This is a genomic window from Bacillus sp. J33, assembly GCF_000518885.1.
In the GTDB taxonomy this organism is placed as follows: Bacteria; Bacillota; Bacilli; order Bacillales; family Cytobacillaceae; genus Cytobacillus.
Genome location: NZ_JAEL01000042.1, coordinates 19,554 through 40,975, shown reverse-complemented (window position 1 = coordinate 40,975; position 21,422 = coordinate 19,554). Strand labels below are relative to the sequence as shown.

Genomic DNA, 21,422 nt, shown 5'->3' with positions numbered 1-21,422 from the left:
GGCTTTACTGATAAAAGAGGTGCAGCGATGAAATATGTAATTGGCGTCGATTTAGGAACAAGTGCAGTTAAAATATTGCTGGTGAATCAAGCTGGGGAAGTGGTTCAGGAGGTTTCCAAAGACTATCCTCTCATCCACGAGAAAACCGGCTATAGCGAACAGGACCCTAAGCAATGGGTGGATCAGACAGTTGCAGGACTGTCTGATCTGCTCAAAGACTTTAAAGGAAATCCAGAGGAGATTGAAGGCATTAGCTTCTCCGGGCAGATGCATGGACTTGTGCTCCTTGATGATCAGGGTGAGGTCCTGCGCAATGCCATCCTTTGGAACGATACAAGAACGACTGCCCAGTGCCGGCATATCTACGATGTTGTTGGCGAAGAGAAACTGCTTGCGATTACGAAGAACCCGGCATTGGAAGGCTTTACGCTTCCTAAATTGCTTTGGGTGAAAGAGCATGAGCCGGAAATCTTTGAAAAGGCGAAAACCTTTGTCTTACCGAAGGATTACCTCCGTTACAAGCTTACAGGGGAGCTCCATATGGAATACTCCGATGCAGCGGGTACATTATTGCTGGATATCAGTGAAAAGGTATGGAGTAAGGAAATTTGTGAGCTGCTGGGTATTGATGAAAAACTTTGCCCGCCATTAGTAGATTCCCATGAGAAAGTAGGGAACATTACTTCAGAAATCGCTGAAGCTACTGGTCTATCTACTTCCACGAATGTATTTGCCGGCGGGGCAGATAATGCATGCGGCGCAATTGGCTCCGGGATTTTGGAAGATGGGAAGACTCTTTGCAGCATCGGAACCTCCGGTGTTGTCCTTTCCTATGAATCCAGCAATGAAAAGGATTTCGAAGGCAAGGTCCATTACTTTAACCACGGGGCACCGAATGCTTATTATACGATGGGGGTGACCCTTGCAGCCGGCTACAGCTTGAGCTGGTTCAAAAATGTGTTTGCCAAAGACGAAAGCTTTGAAGAGCTGATTAGTGAGGTCGGAACCGTTCCCCCTGGTTCAAATGGATTGCTGTTTACTCCATATGTGGCTGGAGAGCGAACACCACATGCGGATGCAGCTATTCGGGCAAGCTTTATCGGCATGGACAGCTCACATGAACGAAAAGACTTTGTGCGCGCTGTGATGGAAGGGATCACCTTTTCCTTGAATGAATCATTAGCTATTTTCCGTGAAAGCGGCAAGCAGATTGATACGATTGTTTCCACTGGAGGCGGCACGAAAAATGCTGATTGGCTTCAAATGCAGGCCGATATTTTCAACGCCAGGATCTTAAAGCTATCGAGTGAGCAGGGACCGGGAATGGGGGCAGCCATGATTGCGGCCTTTGGCTGCGGGTGGTTTGATTCCATGAAGGAATGTGCGGATGCATTTTTGCAAGTGGAGAAAGAGTTTGTGCCGAATGCCAGTCATGTTACGACGTACAAGGAATTGTTCAGTCTGTACAAAGAGGTCTACGGTCAAACGAAGACGTTAAATGAAAAACTGATCGCCTATCGAAAATAAAGTGGGATAAGGCCTATGGCAAGGCTGCCTCAGAAAGATGAAATGCTTTCTGAGGCAGCCTTTTTTGGTGTTATAAGAAGTGGATGTGTAATCATTGAAATACATCAGCTTAGGAAAATTTCCTTTTTTAGATATATAATGTGAGAAATAAGTGCCGAAAACATTAATAAAGTATTATGGTAATAGTCGTTGACAAAATTTAGCTAGCGTTTTACTTTTAGCTTAACGAAAAACGGAAGGGTCAAAATAAGAAATGGTTCAATAATCCTGACTTTTGCCAAGAATCAATGGCTGAACTTATTCATTCAGCTTCAGACTATTTTTCTGATTAACTGAACGATTAATGGTTTTTTTATTGATTGATTTTATTAGATAGGAATATTGTTTAATGGCCTTTAATATAATGACTAAAGCGTCTGTGAAACATGTCTATTTAGCTCTGTACCAATAGATGCATCGCCTCCTATCTCTGAAAAACATGAATAGGAGGCTTTTTTGTATAAAAATTTTGATGGAGGGGTTATATGAAATTTGAACTTCATGAAATAAATATTCCACACTCTGATTCAGGTCCATACGGGATAGCTGTTTCACACGAAGGAAAGGTATGGTTTACTCAACATAAAGCCAACAAGATTAGCTGTCTGGATCAAGTGGGACAAATCCAAGAGTATACTGTCCCCACTCCTGATGCCAGAGTGATGTGTATAACAGTCTCTTCAAAAGGGGATATTTGGTTTACTGAAAATGGAGCCGGCAAAATAGGCAAGCTTACAACAATAGGCGAATTTACAGAATATCCTTTGCTGCATCCTAATTCAGCACCATATGGCATTACAGAAGGTCCAAATGGTGATATCTGGTTTACTGAGTTGAATGGAAATCGTATAGGTAAATTGACAGCGGAGGGGAAGATTCATGAATACGAACTGCCTAATAAAGGATCATACCCTTCTATTATTACGTTAGGTTCGGATAACTCACTCTGGTTCACTGAAAACCAAAACAATGCTATCGGTAAAATAACGGAAACAGGAGAAATAACCGAATACCCGATTCCTACACCAGCAGCAGGACCAGTAGGCATTACAAAAGGAAATGATGATTCACTTTGGTTTGTAGAATTATTGGGGAATAAGATTGGAAACATTACTGTTTCCGGTGAAATAACTGAATATGATATTCCTACACCAAATGCACGTCCCCATGCTATCACTGTAGGAATAGAATCTGATTTATGGTTCACTGAATGGGGTGCAAATAAAATAGGAAGGTTGACAAAAAATCAATCGATTGAAGAATATGCATTCAAAACACCCCATGCTGAACCTCACGGAATTGTATGTGACAAAGATGGTGCTGTTTGGTCCGCATTAGAATGCAGCAAAATCGGAAAGTTAAGCTTAATGAAATGAGTGGAGGGGAGTTCTATGTAATTTAGAAAACAACGGGGACCTGGTACGGAATCCTTAATCATATTTCAGGTAATCAAAAAAAATACGGATTTGAGTTAAAGCAGGAAATCTCTGAACCCACCCGAAGATACAGGCTAAAATAGCCTTCTTTTGATTAGGGGAGGAACAGGGGGACAGAGACCTTTCCCATGAATCTTTATAGATCTAATGCAAATTTCTTCAGTTCTTCTGTATCATTTGGAAGCGTAACGAAACCGTCAAGCTTCATTCCCAGCTTCTCTAAAAGCTTTATGGAGGATTGGTTACCTTTGGTTGTAATGGCAATAAGTCGTTTTAGCCCTTTTTCTTTGGCAAATGCCACTGTTTCTTGGGCTGCCTCATAGGCGAATCCTTGTGAATGATATTCGGCAAGAAATGCGTAGCCGATGTCTACATCGTCAAGACCGTCCCGTTTGATTAACCCGCATAAGCCAATCGGTGTCTGATTTTCCTTCAGTTCTGCTAAGAAAAGGCCAAAGCCTTCTCGCTTATACATTGTACGTGGACCGGTCTTGATATAATGTACAGCATCCTCTAAGGTGCGGATTCCTTTGTCCCCAATATACTTCAGCCATCCCCGTTCATTCAGCAGCTGAAAAATAAACTGTGCATCGCTCACCTCTACCCACCGCAGAATCAGCCGATCGGTTTCTAGTACTTTCATATTATCGCTTCCTTTATTATGAGATAGAACAAGAGGGGGGAGCTTCCTGTCCCTTTTAGATATCAGTTTAGTTTGATTTTACCAAAAAATGAGGGGACAGGATGGTATTTTTTTCATTCATTTATCCAATTTTAGCAGGGATGGTTGTGTTATTTTATTAATCCTTACTTAAATATTGTTTTATAAAAGAAGGGATTCTTTTAATACTATATGGCAGATTTGATAAAATAATATAAGTAAATGAAAGCGCATGGATAAAAATGAAATCCATGCGCTTTTTCTGTGTTATTTTATGGATAGTAGAGCTGCTGTTTTACTGTAATTTCCGTTATTTAACATTTTTTCATTTTATTCAGTCGTAAATCGAAAAACCGTCCGCTGCTTATACGTTTCATCTGGATGCAAGATTACATTCGGAAATCGCTCGTGGTGAAGGGAGGCCGGTGAGCTTTGTGTTTCAAAGCAAACGCCTAAATGTTTCTTGGATAATGCTTCAGCCAGCTCCATACCGCTTTGCAGATTGTTCGCTGTATACATCACCATGCCTGGCTGATCTGTCTCAATGGCAAGAACACGTCCGCTCGTCATTTCTTTCACGACGACAGTTTCTGTATGGCTATGATCAAAAAGAAAATAGTGGTCATAACCAGCACCGGCAATCGTATTTTGTTCGTTTCCTGATGAAATGCCATCATCCAATATGCGCCCTCTGCGAAAATCAAATGGTGTTTGTTCAGCTTCCAGTATTGTTCCGGCTGGAATTAAGTGTTCATCCAGTTCGAGGAATTGATGACTATCAATCCTGACTTGATGCTGGTGGATCGTATCTTTCAGATTTCCGCTTAGATTAAAGTAAGAATGGTTCGTCAAAGTGAGTGGAGTGGTTTTATCTGTCGTCGCTTCATATTCGAGAATGAGTTCATTTGCATTGGTTAATCGATAGGTTACAGATAGCTCAATATTGCCGGGATATCCGCCTTCACCATCCTTGCTGGAATGTGAGAGTCTTACTCCTATTGAATCCTCTTCCTGAAATGATTCCGTTTCCCAGATGACTTTATGAAATCCATGGGATCCACCGTGCAAATGATTTACTCCATCATTCGCTTCCAGCTCATAGACGGTTCCATCCAGCTCAAAAGCGGCTCCTTGAATTCTGCCGGCTACTCGGCCGATAAGGGCACCAAAGAAGTTCGGGTCTGTCTTGTAATCTTGAACATTTTTAAAGCCCAGAACCACGTTTTCAGCGTTGCCGTCCCGATCAGGAGCTATAATCCTGGTTATAATGCCTCCATAGTTTAATAGACTGATAATCATTCCATTGTCATTCCGCAAATCAAATTGCTTCCAGCCATTTTGCAGTTTAATCGTTTCTATGTTCATTATTATGTCACCCCACAGTAGTATCAACCCGTAAAAGAGGCACCTGTCTTTCAACAGATGCCTTTTACATAATCATTAGCTTACTTTAGATTTTTTTTTAGAATCTGCTCTCCAAAGAGTATCCATTTGTTCAAGGGATTTCCCTTTCGTTTCAGGGACGTATTTCCAAACAAACAGAGCGGAAAGGACACTCATTACCCCATAAATTCCATATGTCATTCCGCCGCTGAATTCCATCATCATTGGATAAGTGGATGAAACTAAATAGTTCGCTGCCCATTGCGCTGCGACCGCAATAGCGACTGCCTGGCCGCGAATTCTGTTCGGGAAGATTTCAGAAATCAATACCCAGCAAATCGGGCCCCAAGACATCATAAAGGAAGCGGTATATACAATGATAAACAGGAGGGTGCTGATTCCAATGATATTTGCAAAGGCCAATCCAGCAACACCAAACATCCCAATCGCCATACCGATGGATCCAACGATCAATAATGGTTTACGGCCCCATCTGTCGACTGTCATAATGGCAACTACTGTAAAGATGACATTGACCAATCCCATAACAATCGTCTGCAGCATCGAAGCGTCCTTTGCCGCACCCATGCTTTCAAAAATCCTCGGTGCATAATAAAGAGCCACGTTGATACCGACAAATTGCTGAAATACTGAAAGCATGATTCCGATGATAATAACCTTTTTTCCGTAAGCAAAGGTGGATAGTTTTTCAGAAGAAACATTTACCGATTGTTTGATCTCACTTAAAATCGATTTCGCGGCTGCGGATCCATTGATCTTTGTCAGAATCGCTAATGCACTGTCATCTTTTTTCTTTAGCGATAAGTAGCGAGGTGTTTCAGGCACAAAGAATAATAAAACACCGAATAATAAAGCCGGAATTGCTTCCGAAGCAAACATATACCTCCAGCCAATTTCATTGATCCACTCCTGTGACTGCCCTTTTGCAATGAAGTAGTTAACAAAATAAACAACCAGCATCCCGAAGATAATGGCAAACTGATTAAATGAAACCAAACGGCCGCGAATTCCTGCCGGAGCGATTTCCCCTATATACATCGGAACAATCGCGGATGCCAAGCCAACCCCGATTCCGCCAATGATACGGTAGAAGTTGAAGGCAAGCAATAATCCCATCGTCGGCTCTCCTGATTGAAAAAAGAGAAACTCCGGGTAAGCTGAGCCTAACGCAGATAATAAGAATAGGATAGAAGCGATAATAAGTGACTTTTTACGGCCAAATGCAGAAGAGAAATAACCGGAAATTAACCCTCCAATAATGCAGCCGATCAATGCACTGGAAATCGTCATCCCATGTACAAAAGAGCTCAAGCCCAGGCCATCAATCAGGTAATATTGTACCGATTTTTCGGCCCCGGAAATGACGGCAGTATCATAACCAAAAAGCAGTCCTCCGAGTGTCGCAACTAACGTAATAGAAAAAATGTAAAGCGAACTTTTTTTCTGTTTCATCATGTGTTGAAGGCAGATCACTATGTTTCAATAAAAGTTCACGACAACGCTTTCATTTTCAAACAAAAAATATAAAAGCGTTTTCAATTGAAAGCATAATGAAGCGAATTGCCTTTTCCCCCTTTGCTATTTAATGTGTTATCAAAATCATATTTTATTTAAGAACAGCATCATTATATCAAAGAAAAAATAGTTTGTCTATTGGATAAACAAAGTAAAAAGGCTTTCCGGCGTTAATTCAAATAATCCTCTATGGACTCGAACGGCTTGTCTTTTTATGCAAGGCTGTTTTCGTATTGACTGTTGCTTTTTGCAAAACAAGGGGTTTCTCTGCAAGCTGAAAGCTCCAAGGAATCATTCCTTGGAGCTTTTTTAATGCTTATGTTTGGCTAGGGACTTTGATCGCTTTGATCATCTGTCGTATCGAACCGAGATGGTAGGCGGAGTGAGCAATCGCTCCCAACAGACCATTCGATGTCTGTTCATCTAAGGAGTCAAGTGAATCAATCTTTTTAAGTAGTGTCGTGTATTCTTGTTGAAGTTCGTCATTAAATTTTGCCCATGTGATTTTATCAACGTTTGTGATTTTCCATGATGCTTCCCAGTCCTTCCTGGGTTCTTCTCCATTTAAGCAGGAATTCGCAACCCATAAGTAATAGCGGGTATGATCCGTTTGTGCGGCGATTGTCGTACCATTGACAGGTATCGAAGCATCTTCTGCCGATAATTTTTCAAGCGTTCCGAATAAACCACTACCAGGCTTCGCTTCTGTGTACCAGCTTGCGTTTTCTTCAGGTCCATCAAATGTTTCCTTCAACAATGTTCTAACAGCTGCCAACATCGGATTGTCCATCTCAGTACCTCCTGTATTTGTTTTTAACCATCAAAAATGCTTTAGATGGTTATAGTTTAACCGGGTTGTTTCTAACTGTCAATATGTATTATGATGGTTATAGTAAAGGAGTTTTGATCATGTCGGAAACGAACCCTTATATGATGGTCGGAGAACGTTTATGTATGGATTTCATCAATACCGTCAGTTGGAGGGAAAGTGCTGAGAAAAGGCGGGATTGGTTTACGAGTTACGCTAAATTGGTCGACTGGTGCATCCATGCTGAAGTCTTGACCGGACAACAAGCAAAAGCTCTTCTTATAAAAGCGGAGGAGAAACCGTCTGAAGCGGGAGATGTTCTGAAGCAGGCAATCGAAATGCGGGAAGTCATGTATCGAATCTTCAAGTCCATTTCAAAGGGAACATCGCCCCACCCGGCAGACCTTGAACGTTTCAATGAATCTGTGAGCCACTTCTATCAAACTTTGCAAGTAATCCATGAAAAGGATCATTACACTTTGAAGTTCAAGCATACCGAGAAAAACTTGGACACTATGCTCCCTCCGATTTTGCAATCTGCTGTAGATTTGCTCGTTTCCAAAAAGGACCTGGGACGAGTCAAACAATGCGAGGGGGACCCATGTGGATGGTTATTCTTCGATGCGAGCCGGAACCGGAGCCGCCGCTGGTGTTCAATGGCCGATTGCGGCAACCGTGCCAAAGCACGACGATTTTACCAAAAAGAAAAGTGACCATACTCGGTCACTTCCCCTCTATATAAGCAACAATCTTTTAGAAAACAGCCTTATGCAAAAAAGGAGAACAAACGCAAGAAACATTGAAACTGAAGGATTAAAAGAAACGGAATAGGACTTATTAAAACAACGTATTGGCTAATACGAAGAACGCTGGGAAATCGTATGAGGGGTATCTAGATAAGGAGGAATTGGAAAGTAAAAGAGGAAGCAAGGAAGGCTCCCTCTTTTAAATTCAAGTTTCTAGCTCTGCACATTGGCAGCGAACTATTTAGGCTATTGCTGTCTGGTTTTCTTCAAAGTCAGCTGCTCCTGCTCAACAGCATACACACAATCTGCCACACGTTCTACAAACACTTTATCATGTGATACGAGCAGGACCGTTCCTTCATACGCTTTTAAAAATCGCTCTAGTGCTTCGATGCAAAAAACGTCCAAAAAATTCGTCGGTTCATCTAAAACAAGGACATTATATCTTCCAAGGAAAAGCTGGCACAGAAGGAGGCGAATGGCTTCTCCGCCGCTTAGGCTGCAGACATCCTTTTTCAGATCATTGCCTGTGAAATTCATGGAATGAAGGGCAGAACGAATTTTTCTTTCATCATAGTCGCTTTTCTCCCTCATATATTCCATTACCGTCTCACTTTTCTCAAATTGATAATCCATTTGTTCATAGGCACCCATTACCGCTTTAGGAGAAAGGATGATGCCTTCTCCGCGATTTAAAATATGGTGCAATAAGGTTGTTTTTCCTGAGCCGTTTTTTCCTGTTATGGCAATGGTTTTGCCAAGGGGAAACTGAAAGCTTGCTTCCTTAAGAAGTGTTCGATCTCCGGCTTTTAGTGTAATCCGGTCAGCCATAATGGGGTATTTATTGTGCATTTCCAAAGCGGGGTGCTGAGGAAAACGCAGGGTCTGTTCTTCCTTTGGCGCCTCAACGCTCTCCAGCTTCTGTACTCGCTGTTCGATTGCTTTTGCTGCGCGCTGGACCGCTTTTTGGCTGGTATCTTTTGATTTTGTCATAAACATTTTATTAGCTTTTGCCTTCGTTTCTTTTTTTGATATATGTCCATTGGCCTGTGTGATTTTTTCAGCCTTTTTCATTTTTTCTTCTGCAGCTTTTAGCAGACGGTTCTTTTCTTTTATATATTTTTCATGCTGTTCTTGCTGCTGTTTGCGCTGCAGCTCTTTTTGTGCCGTGTAATCCGAATAATTTCCGCTGTATTCTGTCACGCACCCATCTTCGATTTCCCAAATTTTCGTGACCAGCTGATCCAATACATAACGGTCATGGCTGACCAGTACAAGGGCACCATAATAATAAGTTAATTCTTCAATGAAAAATTGTGTACCATCCTCGTCAAGATGGGAGGTAGGCTCATCAAACAATAGGCCTTGATGATAGCTTGAAAAAATCTGCGCCAGCTTCAGTCTTGTCTGTTCTCCGCCGCTAAGATGTTCCACTCCGGAATGCGGGATGGATAGTTTGCCTGCTAACTTGTAATCTGCATCACTTTCCGCCGGTGCAGCCAGCTGATCAAAATAGGCAAAATCAGCATCGTTTTTGACATAGCCTTTCACTGGTTTTATTTGGCCGGACATCAGCTTAAGAAGGGTACTCTTTCCGGATCCGTTCTTTCCGGCAATGCCAATCCGGTCAAACTGATGCACGGCCAGCCGCGGGATCTTCAATACTAATCTATCTAAATAGGAGACTTCTATATTTTCTAATTCAAGACATACTTTTTCCATTATTAATAACCTCGTTTCTTATTTATTCAATATCTGCACGATTGTAATTTCACTGGTCCCTTAACGAATAAACGGATCAATCGCTGCTTGATCGGCATTCCAGGCAAGGGGAGACATCGGAACTGAATGTTCCCGTTCGCTTTAAATTATCTTTTTGGTTGGCCATGTTTAATCTTCCTTTCAAAGAAAAAAATCACAGGCATCTGCCTGTGATTTCAGAGTAAAGGGAAGAAGACCCATCCTTATTCGGTTAGGGGCTGCTAGGAGCCGTCAGTAAATAAACCTTCCTTTTGCAGGACAAAAGAAAAGGCCATTTAAACATAAGGCTCTGTTAAACTTGCCTGTTGATTTCCGCTCCAGGAGCTCGCTTTCCGCGGGCGGTCCGGGAGCCTCCTCGGCACATTCGTGCCTGTGGGGTCTCCCTTTGACACGCTCCTCCCGCAGGAGTCTCGCACCTTCCGCTCCAATCAACAGGGTGCTAAGAATCAACAATCAGCTTTAACACAGCCAAACATAAAAAAAGAAAGGCAGAAAAACCTGCCTTTCCATCATTGCATCATGTCTATAGCCAAAATGCGTTTTGGCTATAGCAGAAATAACACCGTCATTTTCCTGATTTGCACAAGGTGCGGGTTATTTCATTATGAAATGAAGATTATTAAAAAAGGACAGACTGATCCCGTTTACTCTGCATATACAAACAGAGCCTTTGAACGTATTAAATTACTGGTTCAAAGCTGGGAATCGAAGTCTCATAGCATGCGTCATTTTTTAATAATCCTCCTTAAAATGTAAGATACAAGGATTATTATAGGTTCTCTTTTAAAAAATGTCAAAGCTGCTTCCTTTTAAAGAGTCTACCCAGGAGGGCATAGCCGTTTTATTTTATGGAGAAGGTATGATTAAACTCAATTTAAAATGGGGGAATCACATGATTAAAGTGTTAAAAACGTTAACCGTATTCATGATCCTGGTTGTATCTCAAACGGGTACAGCACATGCCCAATCTCTTGCTTACCCATGCAGCATAGTGCTGGAGCCTGTAAAAGACATTCCCAATATCCAGGGAACAGCTCTCATTACAAAGGTTAAGAAGCCATATACGAATGACCCGTCCAGTCCTGTTAGAGAACGGACAAGTGTGGGAATCTATGCGGATTGGATGCCGCCGCCTTCTGCATTTGGGGATTATGACCAATATGAGGGATTTGCCCAAATACCCGGTGTAATCAGCTGGCGATTTAAAATGGTTATGGTGGAGGAAGAAAATCCAAGCTGGTTTGGCGGGTCACCATGGGTCGGCAAATTTGACGAAATTTCCGCAGAACTCACTGCGGATACCCGTGTGGAAATGAGGGTATCCAATACCGAGAACAATCAGCTGGGACCCATTATTTTACAAAATACATTGAAGGGGTGTTTAAAGTAAAGGCTGTGAAATTCCTATGAAGTTAATCGTTCAATTGACCTGATAAAAAATAGGAAATTCGATGCGGTTATACATTTTTATCTTGATCGGAAGGAACTCTAAAAAAAAGGAGGAATGAAATGCCTAATCTATTTGAAGCCGTATTTAACATGCTCAAAATATCAGCTGATGCGACCAACGAGCCTAAATCTCCTTTGCATGTTTTTGAAGTTGCAGACTGTTGGAAGTATCTGACTATGGTTGAGGAATTCATTCGATACGAGGAAATCGGACTCAACACAACATCAGATGATGAAGTAAAAGAAATGCTAACCGATGTAGTAAAACTATGTGAATCACATGTTAAAAGGGTTAGTACGTTTATGAAAGATGAAGGGATTCCTTTACCAGATGTAACATCCTCAAAACCGAAATCTGATCCAAACGGAGTTCCTTTGGGGGTAAAGCTAACCGATGATGAAATTACCAATGGAGTTGCATTTAAGCTAGTAACATGCTCACAAGTCTGTGCAGCTGGGCAAGCTAATGCAGTCCGTAATGACATTGGCAAAATGTGGATTGAATTCTTTCTTGAGTGGACTGTGTTTGGAGCAACTTTAAAAACACTGATGCAAAAACGGGGTTGGCTTAAGGTTCCGCCGTATTATAATCCTCCTGGATTTCCGGGCAAATAGAAAACCAGCTCAAATGTTTTGAGTTGGTTTTCTATTCCCTTTCAGATTTTTAAAATCTAGATAATAAGCAATGCTGTTCCAATCGTAATCAAAATCGCCCCTGCAATCGTGTTCTTAGTCGGCTTTTCTTTTAAAATAATAAAGCTTAACACCATGGTTAATACCACACTGAATTTATCGATTGGGTTGACGATGCTGACCTTGCCGAGTGCCAGTGCTGCAAAGTAGCACAACCATGACAATCCGGTTGCCGCACCGGACAATATGAGAAATAGGTAAGACCTTTTGGAGATGTTCTTAAGTTCTTTAAACGTTCCCTGAAAGAAAACAATCCCCCAGGCAAAAAGGATGATGACCACTGTTCGAATAAAGGTAGCCACATTGGAATCCACATCTTCAATTCCGATTTTGGCCAGAATATTCGTCAATGCTGCAAACACGGCGGATAGAACGGCCAGAAAAATATATGACTTCGTGTTAAACCCTTTTTTCTTCTTTCGATCGTTCTTCTTCTCTTTTCCGATTAACACAAACGTTCCAATAGAAATGATGATGCCCCCGGAAACGACGAAAGCTGTTGCTGGTTCTCCGAGAATAATGAAGGATAGCAGGATGGTTAACACGACACTTGCTTTATCAATTGGGACCACTTTCGATACATCGCCAATCTGGATGGCTTTAAAAAAGCAGAGCCACGACATGCCGGTCGTTAAACCTGATAGAATAAGAAAAATATATGATTTCATCGATATGTTGAAAATGCTGTCCGTTTGCCCTGTTATGGCCACCATTAAGTAGGCCATGATGACAACGACTACAGTTCTGACAGCAGTAGCCAGATTGGAATCCACTTTCTCTATCCCGATTTTTGCGAGGATGGCGGTAAAGGAAGCAAATAATGCTGCCAGAAGTGCTAATATAATACTCATTTAGTTGTTCTCCATTCCACATTCGTTTGTAAAAGTTTTCCCTTTATTCCCATTTAGTATAAGACAGGAAGCTGGTATATGTATATAAATAAAAGCTCTGTTAAATTTGCCTGTTGATTTCAGCACGAGGCACTCAAGCGAACAGCGGGCGGTCCGACGCTCCTCGGTGCTTCGCACCTGCGGGGTCTCCCGCTGACACGCTTCTCCCGCAGGATATTGAATAAGCTTCCTCGAATGAACACCGCGTCGTAAGAAAATGCGATAGCATTTTCGCGGGATTAGTACCTTCCGCTCCAATCAACAGGGTGCTGAAGTCAACAAAAAGCTTTAACACAGCCTAAATAAAAAAGGCAGTCAATGACTGCCAGCCGTGGACTTTGGAAAAAGTTATCACGGCAAATGCTTTAGTAATTTCTTCTATACGGACTGCAAGTAAAATCAGCCTGGATTTTCATATAGATATAAATGATTGCTGCAATAATCCCTTCTTGATCATACAAGTTTGTTTTTGGCCGCAGGCAACTGAGAAATTCCTGGTCACATCTGCATCTTGATCTTCCGCTGGACAAGCACTTGTCGTGTGCACGGCAGCAGGCATCGACAGCATTAATAGGTGCACCAGGTCCGCTGCAGCCAGGACCGCACCACCTGTAGCCAGGAAAAAGACAATGAGACTGCTTCTTTCTAGTCATGATGATTCCCTCTTTTAATCCGTTTTCGTTATGATATGAGAGATCTCTTAGAGAGGTGTGGTTACTTATAATACTCTCGCAGAAATAGGTATGGGAAGATCTCTTTGGTTAGGGGGATCTAGTGAACATGAATTCTGACCTATAGCCTTTTATACTGCCTGATTCCATATTATTACTAGAAAAGGCAAAGCTCTTTCTTTTACATCGTTTTAATTGATTAAATTTTCTAAATTGTTTAAAATAGTAGAGGTTAGATTATCCAAAGAAAAGGGTGTGAAGGGAATGTTTAGCAAGGTCGGTCAAATTATGGTGTACGTAAATAACCAGGACGAGGCAGTGAAATTTTGGACGGAAATTGCAGGCTTTACTGTAATCGCTGAAGAAAATAACGGCGAGGGAATGAGATGGATCGAAATCGCCCCATCAAAGGATGCGGAAACAAGCATCATCCTGCACAATAAGGAATGGGTTGCGAAAATGTCACCTGAACTAAACCTTGGAACTCCTTCATTAATGTTCTTCACTGACAACCTCGATGAGCTACATAAAGACTTAACAGGCAAGGAAATCACAGTCGGTGAAATAGTAGAAATGCCTTCCGGCAGAGTGTTTAACTTTGCAGATTATGAAGAAAATTATTTTGCGGTGATGGAGAGAAAGTGAAAATAAAAAAGTGCCAGGAATAAGGTCTAGCTGCCGATTTAGGCGGCTATTTTTTGTGAATAAAGGCGGTATCCATTAAGCAAGATAGAAATCAAATAATTTAGGGAGGTTAACCAATGGATTGTACGATCCGGAAAGCCGTGCTTACTGATCTTGATGCGATGATTGAATTAAGGATGGAGCTTTTAACCGCTGTAGGTGATGTAAATGAAAATAATTGGTCCGATGTATTTCAGGCAAATAGAGATTACTTTAAGGAAAAGCTTACTTCCGGAAGGTTTTCTGCATGGCTAGGTGAAGTAAAGGGGGATGTCGTTGCGATAAGCGGTTTGGTATTTTTCGAAAGGCCTCCTCATGGTGAAAATTTAAGTGGATTAGAGCCATATATCATGAATATGTACACCAGACCGGAATATAGAAGGTTTGGTTTTGCACGTTCACTATTAGAAGAGTGTATGGCCGATTGCAAGCGATTGGGCGTGGGGCGCATATGGCTGCATACGTCTAAAGATGGCTATCACCTGTATAAGAAAATGGGCTTTACCGTTAAGGATTCAGAAATGGAGCTGATTTTTTAAACGCTCTTGTGTTATATGTGTTCTATTAATAGTAAAAGCCAATTTAACGTCTCTGCTTCTAAGCAGGGGTTAATTACTTTAGACAAAAAATTATAGTTAATAAAAGAATTGGACATTTTAAGAAGGAGGATAAAGGAGGACTAATATGCCATTGAAACAACAATATTTACTTAACGTTATCATGGTTTTACTAGCTTGGCTGACAGTGCCTCTTTTAGGGGTCAACAGCATAAAGAGGTTTTTTCCAGCTTCAATCCTTATCGTTCTTTTAGAAGGGATTCACGTTCAATTTGGAAAAAAGCGTAAATGGTGGGTTTTTTACAATAAACCTAAATCCTATTTAACAGGAGAATTCCCTTTTAATATTGGTCCACATTTAATTGGCTCTATGTGGATATTGAAATGGACTTACGGAAAATTCCCGCAATTCTTATTGCTTAATGCAGTTATTGATTTTATCTTTACATTTTTCATTCCAGCTTTATTAAAAAAATTAAAAGTTGTATCTTTAAAACGAATGAATAATTGGCAATTTTTCATTTATATTTTTTTTAAGGCGCCTATACTATATGGGCTTCAATACATTTTCGAAGAATTTAAAAATAAGGCCCTCTCAATTTGAGAAGGGCCTTATCATTTCTTATAGAACTAGCATGAAAGGAACTTTAGGAAAAAAGGCAGCTCTTAAAGAAGACACTGCTATTGGGAGCGCGCCCAATTTATAGGCTATTATAGGGTAATCCGGTCGACATTAAGATACTTCCGGGTTCTTGCAAAGCTGCGCTGCAGCGCATTGAATTTTGATAGCTTTTTTCGAAATTCTTCTTTTAGAACTAACAGAATTCCATAATGAAGGTATAAGATTATTAAGGGAGAATTAAAACGTGATGCCGATCTTGCCATCTCCGCTTTTGAGATCTGTATTCAATCTGATATCAAACTGCAAAGCGAAGCATTGTTTCTTGATGGCAGCCTGAAGCAAATATTCGGCGTTATTTTAGCCAGAGTCGTTTGTGTGTTTAAATTTCCTTTCTGTCCATAAAAAAACATTTGTAATGAGCTTTGCTGCAAGGATTATGATGAGATAAACGACAAAGATATGAAAAAAATTTGTGTTTCCATAAAGCCTAAAAAGGCCGACAGCTGCAAGAAAGGGCTTAAAAACAAACGCTAAAACCGCTGAAGCCAGTCCCATATAAAGATAGTAATTTTTTTTGTGATTGATTGTCCACTGATATACAAGCATAAACGTAACTGGAATGAAGCTGGAATCAAGCGCTATTCCAGGCAGCATAGGAACTAAAGGAAATGGATAGTTTAGAAACCCAGAATGCTTTGCAAACGAATCAATATGACTAAACAACATGTGAATGCTGTAACCATAAAATCCCATAAAAAAGATTTTGCTTTTATCAATTTTGAAAAACAGAATAATGAGAGGAACGACTAAAAGCGCAACCAACAGCCAGTATTCAAAGGAAGTGTAAAGTGCATACTCCATCCAATACTCATTTAAAGCTTTTTGCACCTCTTTTCCCGTTTTTACAATTTGATCGAATTCTTTAATACGGTTTGCATCCATCGCTATATGTACCTTCTTTCAGAAAATGGAATAGCTGTATTAATCATATGCATTAGTCCAAAGCGTCGTAATGCTGTTATCCCTAAAGGGGAAAATAATGATAAAATCATATATTTTTGGATTATAAATGTGAATTTAATAAATAAAGTTATAATCAGAGCAGCATTTTCTGCCATCTATAATGCCCCCGACATGAGACTATCCATTTAAAATTGCTCTGGTGGATGGACCTTCAGCAAGAAGACAGCCGCACCATAGAAAGCAGACTGCTTACATTATCAATTTCCTAAATGAGGAAAATTTATGTATGATCCCTTCCAAATTTATAGTCTTTATGCTGTTTAAGAGAAAGGCGCTGTTAAAGCTTATTGTTGATTTTAGCACCCTGTTGATTGAGCTGAAGGTGCTAATCCTGCGAAAATGCTAACGCATTTTTGAGGAGTCAAGTGCCCTCCGCTGCAATCAGCTCAGTTGGCTTAACTTAATTAGCCGCCCGAAAAGCAACAATCTTTAGGTAAACAGCCGAAGGAAAAGACGATTAAATCTATATATGAAAGGATGCAGACGAATGAAACAAATCATTGCCCTGGGTGGCGGAGGGTTCTCAATGGAGCCTGAAAATCCTTTATTGGATCAATACATTCTAAATCAGGCTGGTAAAGCGAATCCAAAACTATGTTTTATCCCGACTGCAAGTGCCGATTCAGATGTATACATCGCCAGATTTTACGATTTTTTTGAAAAGCAGCTTTGCCGTCCTTCACACTTGTCCCTATTTAGACCCCCTGCGAGAGATTTAGAAAGCTTTGTATTAGAGAAAGACATTATTTATGTTGGTGGTGGAAATACCAAGAACTTAATCGCTTTGTGGAAAGAATGGGGGCTGGATGTTATTTTAAGAAAGGCCTGGGATCAGGGAATCGTATTAGCTGGTATCAGTGCTGGCTCTTTATGCTGGTTCGAAGAAGGGGTAACTGATTCATATGGGGATGACAACCTGGATTCATTAAAATGCTTGGGATTCCTAAAGGGGAGTAATTGCCCCCATTACGATGGGGAAAAAAATCGCAGACCTTCCTATCATAGCTTATTGGCCTCTAACAAGATAAAACCAGGAATTGCTGCTGATGACGGAGTGGCGATTCATTACATTGATCAGGAAGTAAGTAAAATTGTCAGCTCAAGGCCTGGTGCTAAAGCATATAAAGTCTTTTATGATAAAGAAGTGAAAGAAATAGAACTTGAAACAGAATACTTGGGATCAAATTGAGTCCAACAGCATAGAGCTGCAGATTATAAAGGAGTTAAGGGAAAAGTGTCCAAAAGATCGTTAACATAACTAATCTTGTCAGCTTTTCAAGCATTTGAACAGCTCCTTTTATTTATATCTGATATACCATGATCTTACCGTTATTTTATTGAGTATTTATTGGTTTGTTGTAAAAATATTGTTAAGTTAAGATGGGTTGCGGCCCAATTTTACCGATTGGGTTTAAATTCAGTTCATTTCCCGCAGCTTGTTCCTTTGATATGATTTAGGAAGAAGGGGGAAAGTGAGATGAATAAAGTCTATCTGGATTACAATGCAAGTACACCATTGGCTGCTGAAGTTGCAGATGCCATGAAACCATTTTTAACAGATTTTTATGGAAATCCTTCCGCCTTGCATTGGGCTGGCCAGCCTGTAAAAGAGAAACTGGCCGCTGCAAGAAAGCAGGTTGCCAATCTTTTGTCATGTTCACCAGAGGAAGTTATTTTTACTAGCGGCGGCAGTGAAGCTAATAACCTGGCATTAAAGGGGTATTATTTTAAAAACCAGCCAAAAGGAACCCACATTATCACTTCCAGGATTGAGCATCCGGCCATAATGGAGCCTTTAAAATTTCTTGAGCGACTGGGTGCTGACATCACCATGGTAGATGTAGATGAGTATGGAATGGTGTCCCCTAAAGATATTGAAAATGCCATTCGGGAAGATACAATTCTAATCACAATTATGCATTCAAATAATGAAGTGGGAACGATCCAGCCGATTGATGAAATAGGGAAGATTGCTAAAAAACACCGTATCGCTTTTCATACGGATGCTTCCCAATCCTTGGGCAAGGTGCCGGTTGAGGTTGATAAGCTGAATGCAGACATGCTTACAATTGCCGGGCACAAACTATATGCGCCAAAAGGAATTGGTGCCTTATATCTTCGAAAAGGAATTGAAGTTGAGCCACTCATCCATGGAGCTGGCCACGAATTTGGTTTGCGTGCAGGTACAGAGAATTCGCTGTTAGCGGCTGGATTGGGAAAAGCCTGCGAATTGGCTCAGGAATCTGTATACGACAGTACACTTGCAGATTTAACGAATTACTTTTGGACGAAATTAAAGGAGGCATTCGGAGAGGATGTCATCCTGAATGGGCATGAAAAAAGGCGGCTGCCAAATACCTTAAATGTAAGCTTTATAAATCGAGTAGGCCAGGACCTTTTACATTCAATTCCTAATCTTGCTGCTTCTACTGGCTCGGCCTGCCATTCAGGCAAGGTAGAGCTGTCCCCTGTACTAAAGGAAATGGGTGTTCCTGAACATATCGGGATGGGCGCGATCCGATTCAGTCTGGGGCGATACACAACCAGAGAAGAGATTGATCAGGTTTTGGTTTGGCTGAAAGAACAAGTTTGACTCGTCATACAATTGCTAGTCGATTGAATCAACGGGCATCACATCCGCCATTTGCAGAATTTCTTCCGAAAAAATGCAAACGAAATCTGACACGTCAGCATTCAGATCCATGCTGCGGATGACAAACCCATCATAGCCCTGATTTAAAAGATTTTGACGGAATGCTTCATTTGCTTCCTCTTTATTTAAAAGGATGGCCTTATCTTTCCAGGTAAGGCCTCTTTTTTTTGTCCCTGCATAATCACAATACTTGTCGCGTGCCTCCATAAATAAATCAAAGGAACCAAACTCCTTTAAATTTGGTTCGTCCATATAAACCTTATAGACATAACCTCGTACGGGCTTGTCATATTGCACAACTTTTGGTTCCCCGTCCTCCCAAAATTCTGTTTGCGATTTTTCAATTACAGTCTCTGTTCCGAAGGCAAAAGGTTTTGCAGAATGGATCTCAAAAGTAAACCAAATGCCTACAGTATCAATACCATTCGGCAGCTTTTGAACAACCATTTCTCTATCAAAGTGATCAAATTTTTTTACCGAGCCGTGATAAACGATCATATGAGCACCTCCTTTATTAGGTTGCCCAAATTACTGGCCATTATTGTTGGGGAGGAAGGATCGCATTTGCTTCTTGCTTTTATCTGGTGGGGGGATTTCCGCAGAATTGGAAGAGGGCTGAAGGCCAAAAAGGAGAAAAAGCATCCGAGAAAAGTCCTTCATAAGGGGGCTGAAGGCCAAAATGGAGAAATAGTATCCGAGAAAAGTCCTTCATAAGCGAGATGAAGGCCAAAATGGAAAAAAAGCCTTGAAGAAAAGTCCTTCATAAGGGGAATGAAGGCCAACATGGAGAAAAAGTATCGAAGAAAGGTCCTTCATAAGCCAGATAAATGCCATACAATGGATATTGCACCGGCGGTAATAAACCGGAACCATCCATCCAGCCGGGAAGTAAATAATAAAATTTTTCTGAAGTAAGAAACATCAATTTAATTGACCCATTGTATACATTTGTATACACTAAAACCATAAAGAGATGTATACAAATGTATACATATGAAAGGAGCTTTAAAATGAGCAATGATAAGTCAGGTGATAGGAAAGAGGAAAATGACCGACACAAAGGAAGAGACCGTCGCCACAAACATCGTGGTCCAAAAACCTTCCGAAGAGGGAGGGCCATCGCTTTCCTTGAAATGATGCACTTAAAACGCTCTACGATCAAACAGCAATTGGAAGAACCAGAGTTCCAGTCCATCCATCAGATTTTGCTGGGAGAATTAAAAGCCATTGATTTAGTCATCAATGAATTTGTGCGGCTATTCGAGCTGCACGAGAGTGAAATGTTGGTCATGAAAGAAACAGAAGACAAAGAGTTAGATCAAAGGGAGAAGGGAACTGACCATGATGAAACAAATTAATCATTATATTGATTCTGTATTTAATACCAAGGATGAACTTCTTGAGGAAGTTATTTCGTCTATACAAGAAAATGGAATGCCCTCTATATCGGTATCTCCTTCATCTGGAAAATTGCTCACGATGCTGGTTTCCATATCAGGCGCCAAAAACATTTTGGAAATAGGAGCCCTTGGCGGCTACAGCGGGATTTGCCTGGCGAGAGGGTTCGGAAGTGAAGGAAAGTTGACTTCCCTGGAACTAAAGGAGAATTACGCAAAACTGGCACACTCCAATCTGTCAAAAGCAGGGTTTGGCGGTCAAGTTACATATAGGACTGGAGAAGCGCTGCGAAGCCTCGAAGAACTTGTTCGCGAAAATCAGCAGTTTGATTTCTTCTTTATCGATGCAGACAAAGAAAATTACGGAAATTACCTGGATTATTGCATTAAACTTGCGGAACCTGGCGCTTTAATTGTTATTGATAATGTTCTTGCGCGCGGCAGTGTTGCAGACCCCAGCATCGAACCAAAGCGTTATACAGAATATATGAAGAAATTCAATGAAGCAGTAGCAAACCATCCTCAGTTAGAGTCGCTGCTTGTCCCGCTTGGTGATGGATTGACTATTTCTAAAGTGAAAAAGTAAGATTAACGACGAAAATAAATCAGGGCCGCAAAAAAGGTAGTTAATCCTGGTGAATATCGACGAAAATGACCGATGAGTACCAGAAAAGGTAGTTAATCCGAGTGAATAACGACCAAATCGACTGTAGAATTAAAGAAAGAGTAGTTAATCGGATGGGTTAACGCCCAAAATGACAGGCGAGTACCAAAGAGGTAGATAATCCGATTGAAAAACGACGAAAATGACACTCAGGTGCCCAAAAAGGTTGTTAACTCCCAGCATGCACAAGATATTTGGTATACCTTCAATTGTCTAACCTAA

At 40.9% G+C, this 21,422-nt stretch carries 22 protein-coding genes and 1 pseudogene; 13 read left to right on the top strand and 10 right to left on the bottom strand.

What is annotated here, in order from left to right; genetic code table 11:
- Positions 1 to 27 precede the first annotated feature (27 nt).
- Together xylB and L634_RS0113450 are read left to right on the top strand one after the other, a co-directional pair.
- Positions 28 to 1,527: a xylulokinase gene (gene xylB / locus L634_RS0113460; protein ID WP_026582902.1), complete on the top strand. Its 1,500-nt coding sequence runs from the start codon at positions 28 to 30 to the stop codon at positions 1,525 to 1,527.
- Between the two features lie 524 nt (positions 1,528 to 2,051).
- Entirely contained in the window at positions 2,052 to 2,942 is an 891-nt protein-coding gene (locus L634_RS0113450; protein ID WP_026582901.1) for a Vgb family protein, read from the top strand.
- Between the two features lie 196 nt (positions 2,943 to 3,138).
- Here the strand turns inward: L634_RS0113450 and L634_RS0113445 are convergent, their stop codons facing one another.
- The 4 genes from L634_RS0113445 to L634_RS0113430 form a co-directional block, all read right to left on the bottom strand.
- Complete coding sequence (locus tag L634_RS0113445) at positions 3,139 to 3,645, bottom strand: GNAT family N-acetyltransferase (protein ID WP_026582900.1); 507 nt, start codon at positions 3,643 to 3,645, stop codon at positions 3,139 to 3,141.
- Positions 3,646 to 3,993: 348 nt separating this feature from the next.
- The gene (locus tag L634_RS0113440) at positions 3,994 to 5,028 is read right to left on the bottom strand and encodes an aldose epimerase family protein (RefSeq protein WP_026582899.1); all 1,035 of its coding nucleotides are present in this window, start codon (positions 5,026 to 5,028) and stop codon (positions 3,994 to 3,996) included.
- 75 nt (positions 5,029 to 5,103) lie between these two features.
- A complete protein-coding gene (gene xylE / locus L634_RS0113435) occupies positions 5,104 to 6,519 on the bottom strand; it encodes a D-xylose transporter XylE (RefSeq protein ID WP_026582898.1) in 1,416 nt (471 codons plus the stop codon).
- A gap of 379 nt (positions 6,520 to 6,898) precedes the next feature.
- Entirely contained in the window at positions 6,899 to 7,372 is a 474-nt protein-coding gene (locus L634_RS0113430) for a hypothetical protein (RefSeq protein ID WP_026582897.1), read from the bottom strand.
- A gap of 119 nt (positions 7,373 to 7,491) precedes the next feature.
- Between L634_RS0113430 and L634_RS0113425 the strand changes: the two genes are divergently transcribed.
- Positions 7,492 to 8,103, top strand: a complete 612-nt coding sequence (locus L634_RS0113425) for a CGNR zinc finger domain-containing protein (RefSeq protein ID WP_026582896.1) — start codon at positions 7,492 to 7,494, stop codon at positions 8,101 to 8,103.
- A gap of 279 nt (positions 8,104 to 8,382) precedes the next feature.
- Here the strand turns inward: L634_RS0113425 and L634_RS0113420 are convergent, their stop codons facing one another.
- Together L634_RS0113420 and L634_RS34925 are read right to left on the bottom strand one after the other, a co-directional pair.
- Positions 8,383 to 9,858, bottom strand: coding sequence for an Msr family ABC-F type ribosomal protection protein (locus tag L634_RS0113420; protein WP_034262673.1), 1,476 nt, complete (start codon positions 9,856 to 9,858; stop codon positions 8,383 to 8,385).
- A gap of 723 nt (positions 9,859 to 10,581) precedes the next feature.
- Positions 10,582 to 10,626 (bottom strand): erythromycin resistance leader peptide, encoded by a 45-nt coding sequence (locus L634_RS34925; RefSeq protein WP_108721263.1) that lies wholly within the window; start codon positions 10,624 to 10,626, stop codon positions 10,582 to 10,584.
- Between the two features lie 163 nt (positions 10,627 to 10,789).
- Here L634_RS34925 and L634_RS0113415 point away from each other — a divergent pair, with 163 nt between their 5' ends.
- Both L634_RS0113415 and L634_RS0113410 read left to right on the top strand, forming a co-directional pair.
- Positions 10,790 to 11,287, top strand: a complete 498-nt coding sequence (locus L634_RS0113415) for a hypothetical protein (RefSeq protein ID WP_026582894.1) — start codon at positions 10,790 to 10,792, stop codon at positions 11,285 to 11,287.
- A 119-nt stretch (positions 11,288 to 11,406) separates the two neighbouring features.
- Complete coding sequence (locus L634_RS0113410; protein WP_026582893.1) at positions 11,407 to 11,961, top strand: DUF3231 family protein; 555 nt, start codon at positions 11,407 to 11,409, stop codon at positions 11,959 to 11,961.
- Positions 11,962 to 12,017: 56 nt separating this feature from the next.
- On the opposite strand, the gene L634_RS0113405 is transcribed toward L634_RS0113410, so the two are convergent.
- Together L634_RS0113405 and L634_RS0113400 are read right to left on the bottom strand one after the other, a co-directional pair.
- On the bottom strand, positions 12,018 to 12,890 hold the full coding sequence (locus L634_RS0113405) for an EamA family transporter (RefSeq protein ID WP_026582892.1): 873 nt from the start codon (positions 12,888 to 12,890) through the stop codon (positions 12,018 to 12,020).
- A gap of 404 nt (positions 12,891 to 13,294) precedes the next feature.
- A complete protein-coding gene (locus L634_RS0113400) occupies positions 13,295 to 13,582 on the bottom strand; it encodes a phospholipase A2 family enzyme (RefSeq protein WP_026582891.1) in 288 nt (95 codons plus the stop codon).
- A gap of 282 nt (positions 13,583 to 13,864) precedes the next feature.
- Here L634_RS0113400 and L634_RS0113395 point away from each other — a divergent pair, with 282 nt between their 5' ends.
- The 3 genes from L634_RS0113395 to L634_RS0113385 all read left to right on the top strand — a co-directional run bounded on the left by L634_RS0113395 (position 13,865) and on the right by L634_RS0113385 (position 15,445).
- Positions 13,865 to 14,245 carry a VOC family protein gene (locus L634_RS0113395; protein WP_026582890.1) on the top strand — a complete coding sequence of 127 codons (381 nt, stop codon included), beginning with the start codon at positions 13,865 to 13,867 and terminating at the stop codon, positions 14,243 to 14,245.
- A gap of 116 nt (positions 14,246 to 14,361) precedes the next feature.
- Positions 14,362 to 14,823 carry a GNAT family N-acetyltransferase gene (locus L634_RS0113390; RefSeq protein ID WP_026582889.1) on the top strand — a complete coding sequence of 154 codons (462 nt, stop codon included), beginning with the start codon at positions 14,362 to 14,364 and terminating at the stop codon, positions 14,821 to 14,823.
- 145 nt (positions 14,824 to 14,968) lie between these two features.
- A complete protein-coding gene (locus L634_RS0113385) occupies positions 14,969 to 15,445 on the top strand; it encodes a hypothetical protein (RefSeq protein WP_026582888.1) in 477 nt (158 codons plus the stop codon).
- Between the two features lie 375 nt (positions 15,446 to 15,820).
- Here the strand turns inward: L634_RS0113385 and L634_RS0113380 are convergent, their stop codons facing one another.
- Positions 15,821 to 16,405, bottom strand: coding sequence for a hypothetical protein (locus L634_RS0113380; RefSeq protein WP_026582887.1), 585 nt, complete (start codon positions 16,403 to 16,405; stop codon positions 15,821 to 15,823).
- Between the two features lie 568 nt (positions 16,406 to 16,973).
- Here L634_RS0113380 and L634_RS0113365 point away from each other — a divergent pair.
- Together L634_RS0113365 and L634_RS0113360 are read left to right on the top strand one after the other, a co-directional pair.
- Positions 16,974 to 17,675 carry a peptidase E gene (locus L634_RS0113365; RefSeq protein ID WP_026582886.1) on the top strand — a complete coding sequence of 234 codons (702 nt, stop codon included), beginning with the start codon at positions 16,974 to 16,976 and terminating at the stop codon, positions 17,673 to 17,675.
- Between the two features lie 288 nt (positions 17,676 to 17,963).
- Positions 17,964 to 19,079, top strand: a complete 1,116-nt coding sequence (locus L634_RS0113360; protein ID WP_026582885.1) for a cysteine desulfurase family protein — start codon at positions 17,964 to 17,966, stop codon at positions 19,077 to 19,079.
- 15 nt (positions 19,080 to 19,094) lie between these two features.
- Here L634_RS0113360 and L634_RS0113355 read toward each other — a convergent pair.
- Positions 19,095 to 19,640 (bottom strand): annotated as a pseudogene (locus tag L634_RS0113355) (hypothetical protein); the annotation flags it as partial.
- Positions 19,641 to 19,922: 282 nt separating this feature from the next.
- Here L634_RS0113355 and L634_RS34660 point away from each other — a divergent pair.
- The 3 genes from L634_RS34660 (at position 19,923) to L634_RS0113335 (ending at position 21,122) form a co-directional block, all read left to right on the top strand.
- On the top strand, positions 19,923 to 20,054 hold the full coding sequence (locus tag L634_RS34660; RefSeq protein WP_269521546.1) for a hypothetical protein: 132 nt from the start codon (positions 19,923 to 19,925) through the stop codon (positions 20,052 to 20,054).
- Positions 20,055 to 20,149: 95 nt separating this feature from the next.
- Positions 20,150 to 20,497, top strand: coding sequence for a hypothetical protein (locus L634_RS0113340; RefSeq protein WP_026582883.1), 348 nt, complete (start codon positions 20,150 to 20,152; stop codon positions 20,495 to 20,497).
- Entirely contained in the window at positions 20,484 to 21,122 is a 639-nt protein-coding gene (locus L634_RS0113335) for an O-methyltransferase (protein WP_026582882.1), read from the top strand. The genes L634_RS0113340 and L634_RS0113335 overlap by 14 nt, the downstream gene beginning before the upstream one ends.
- Positions 21,123 to 21,422 lie beyond the last annotated feature (300 nt).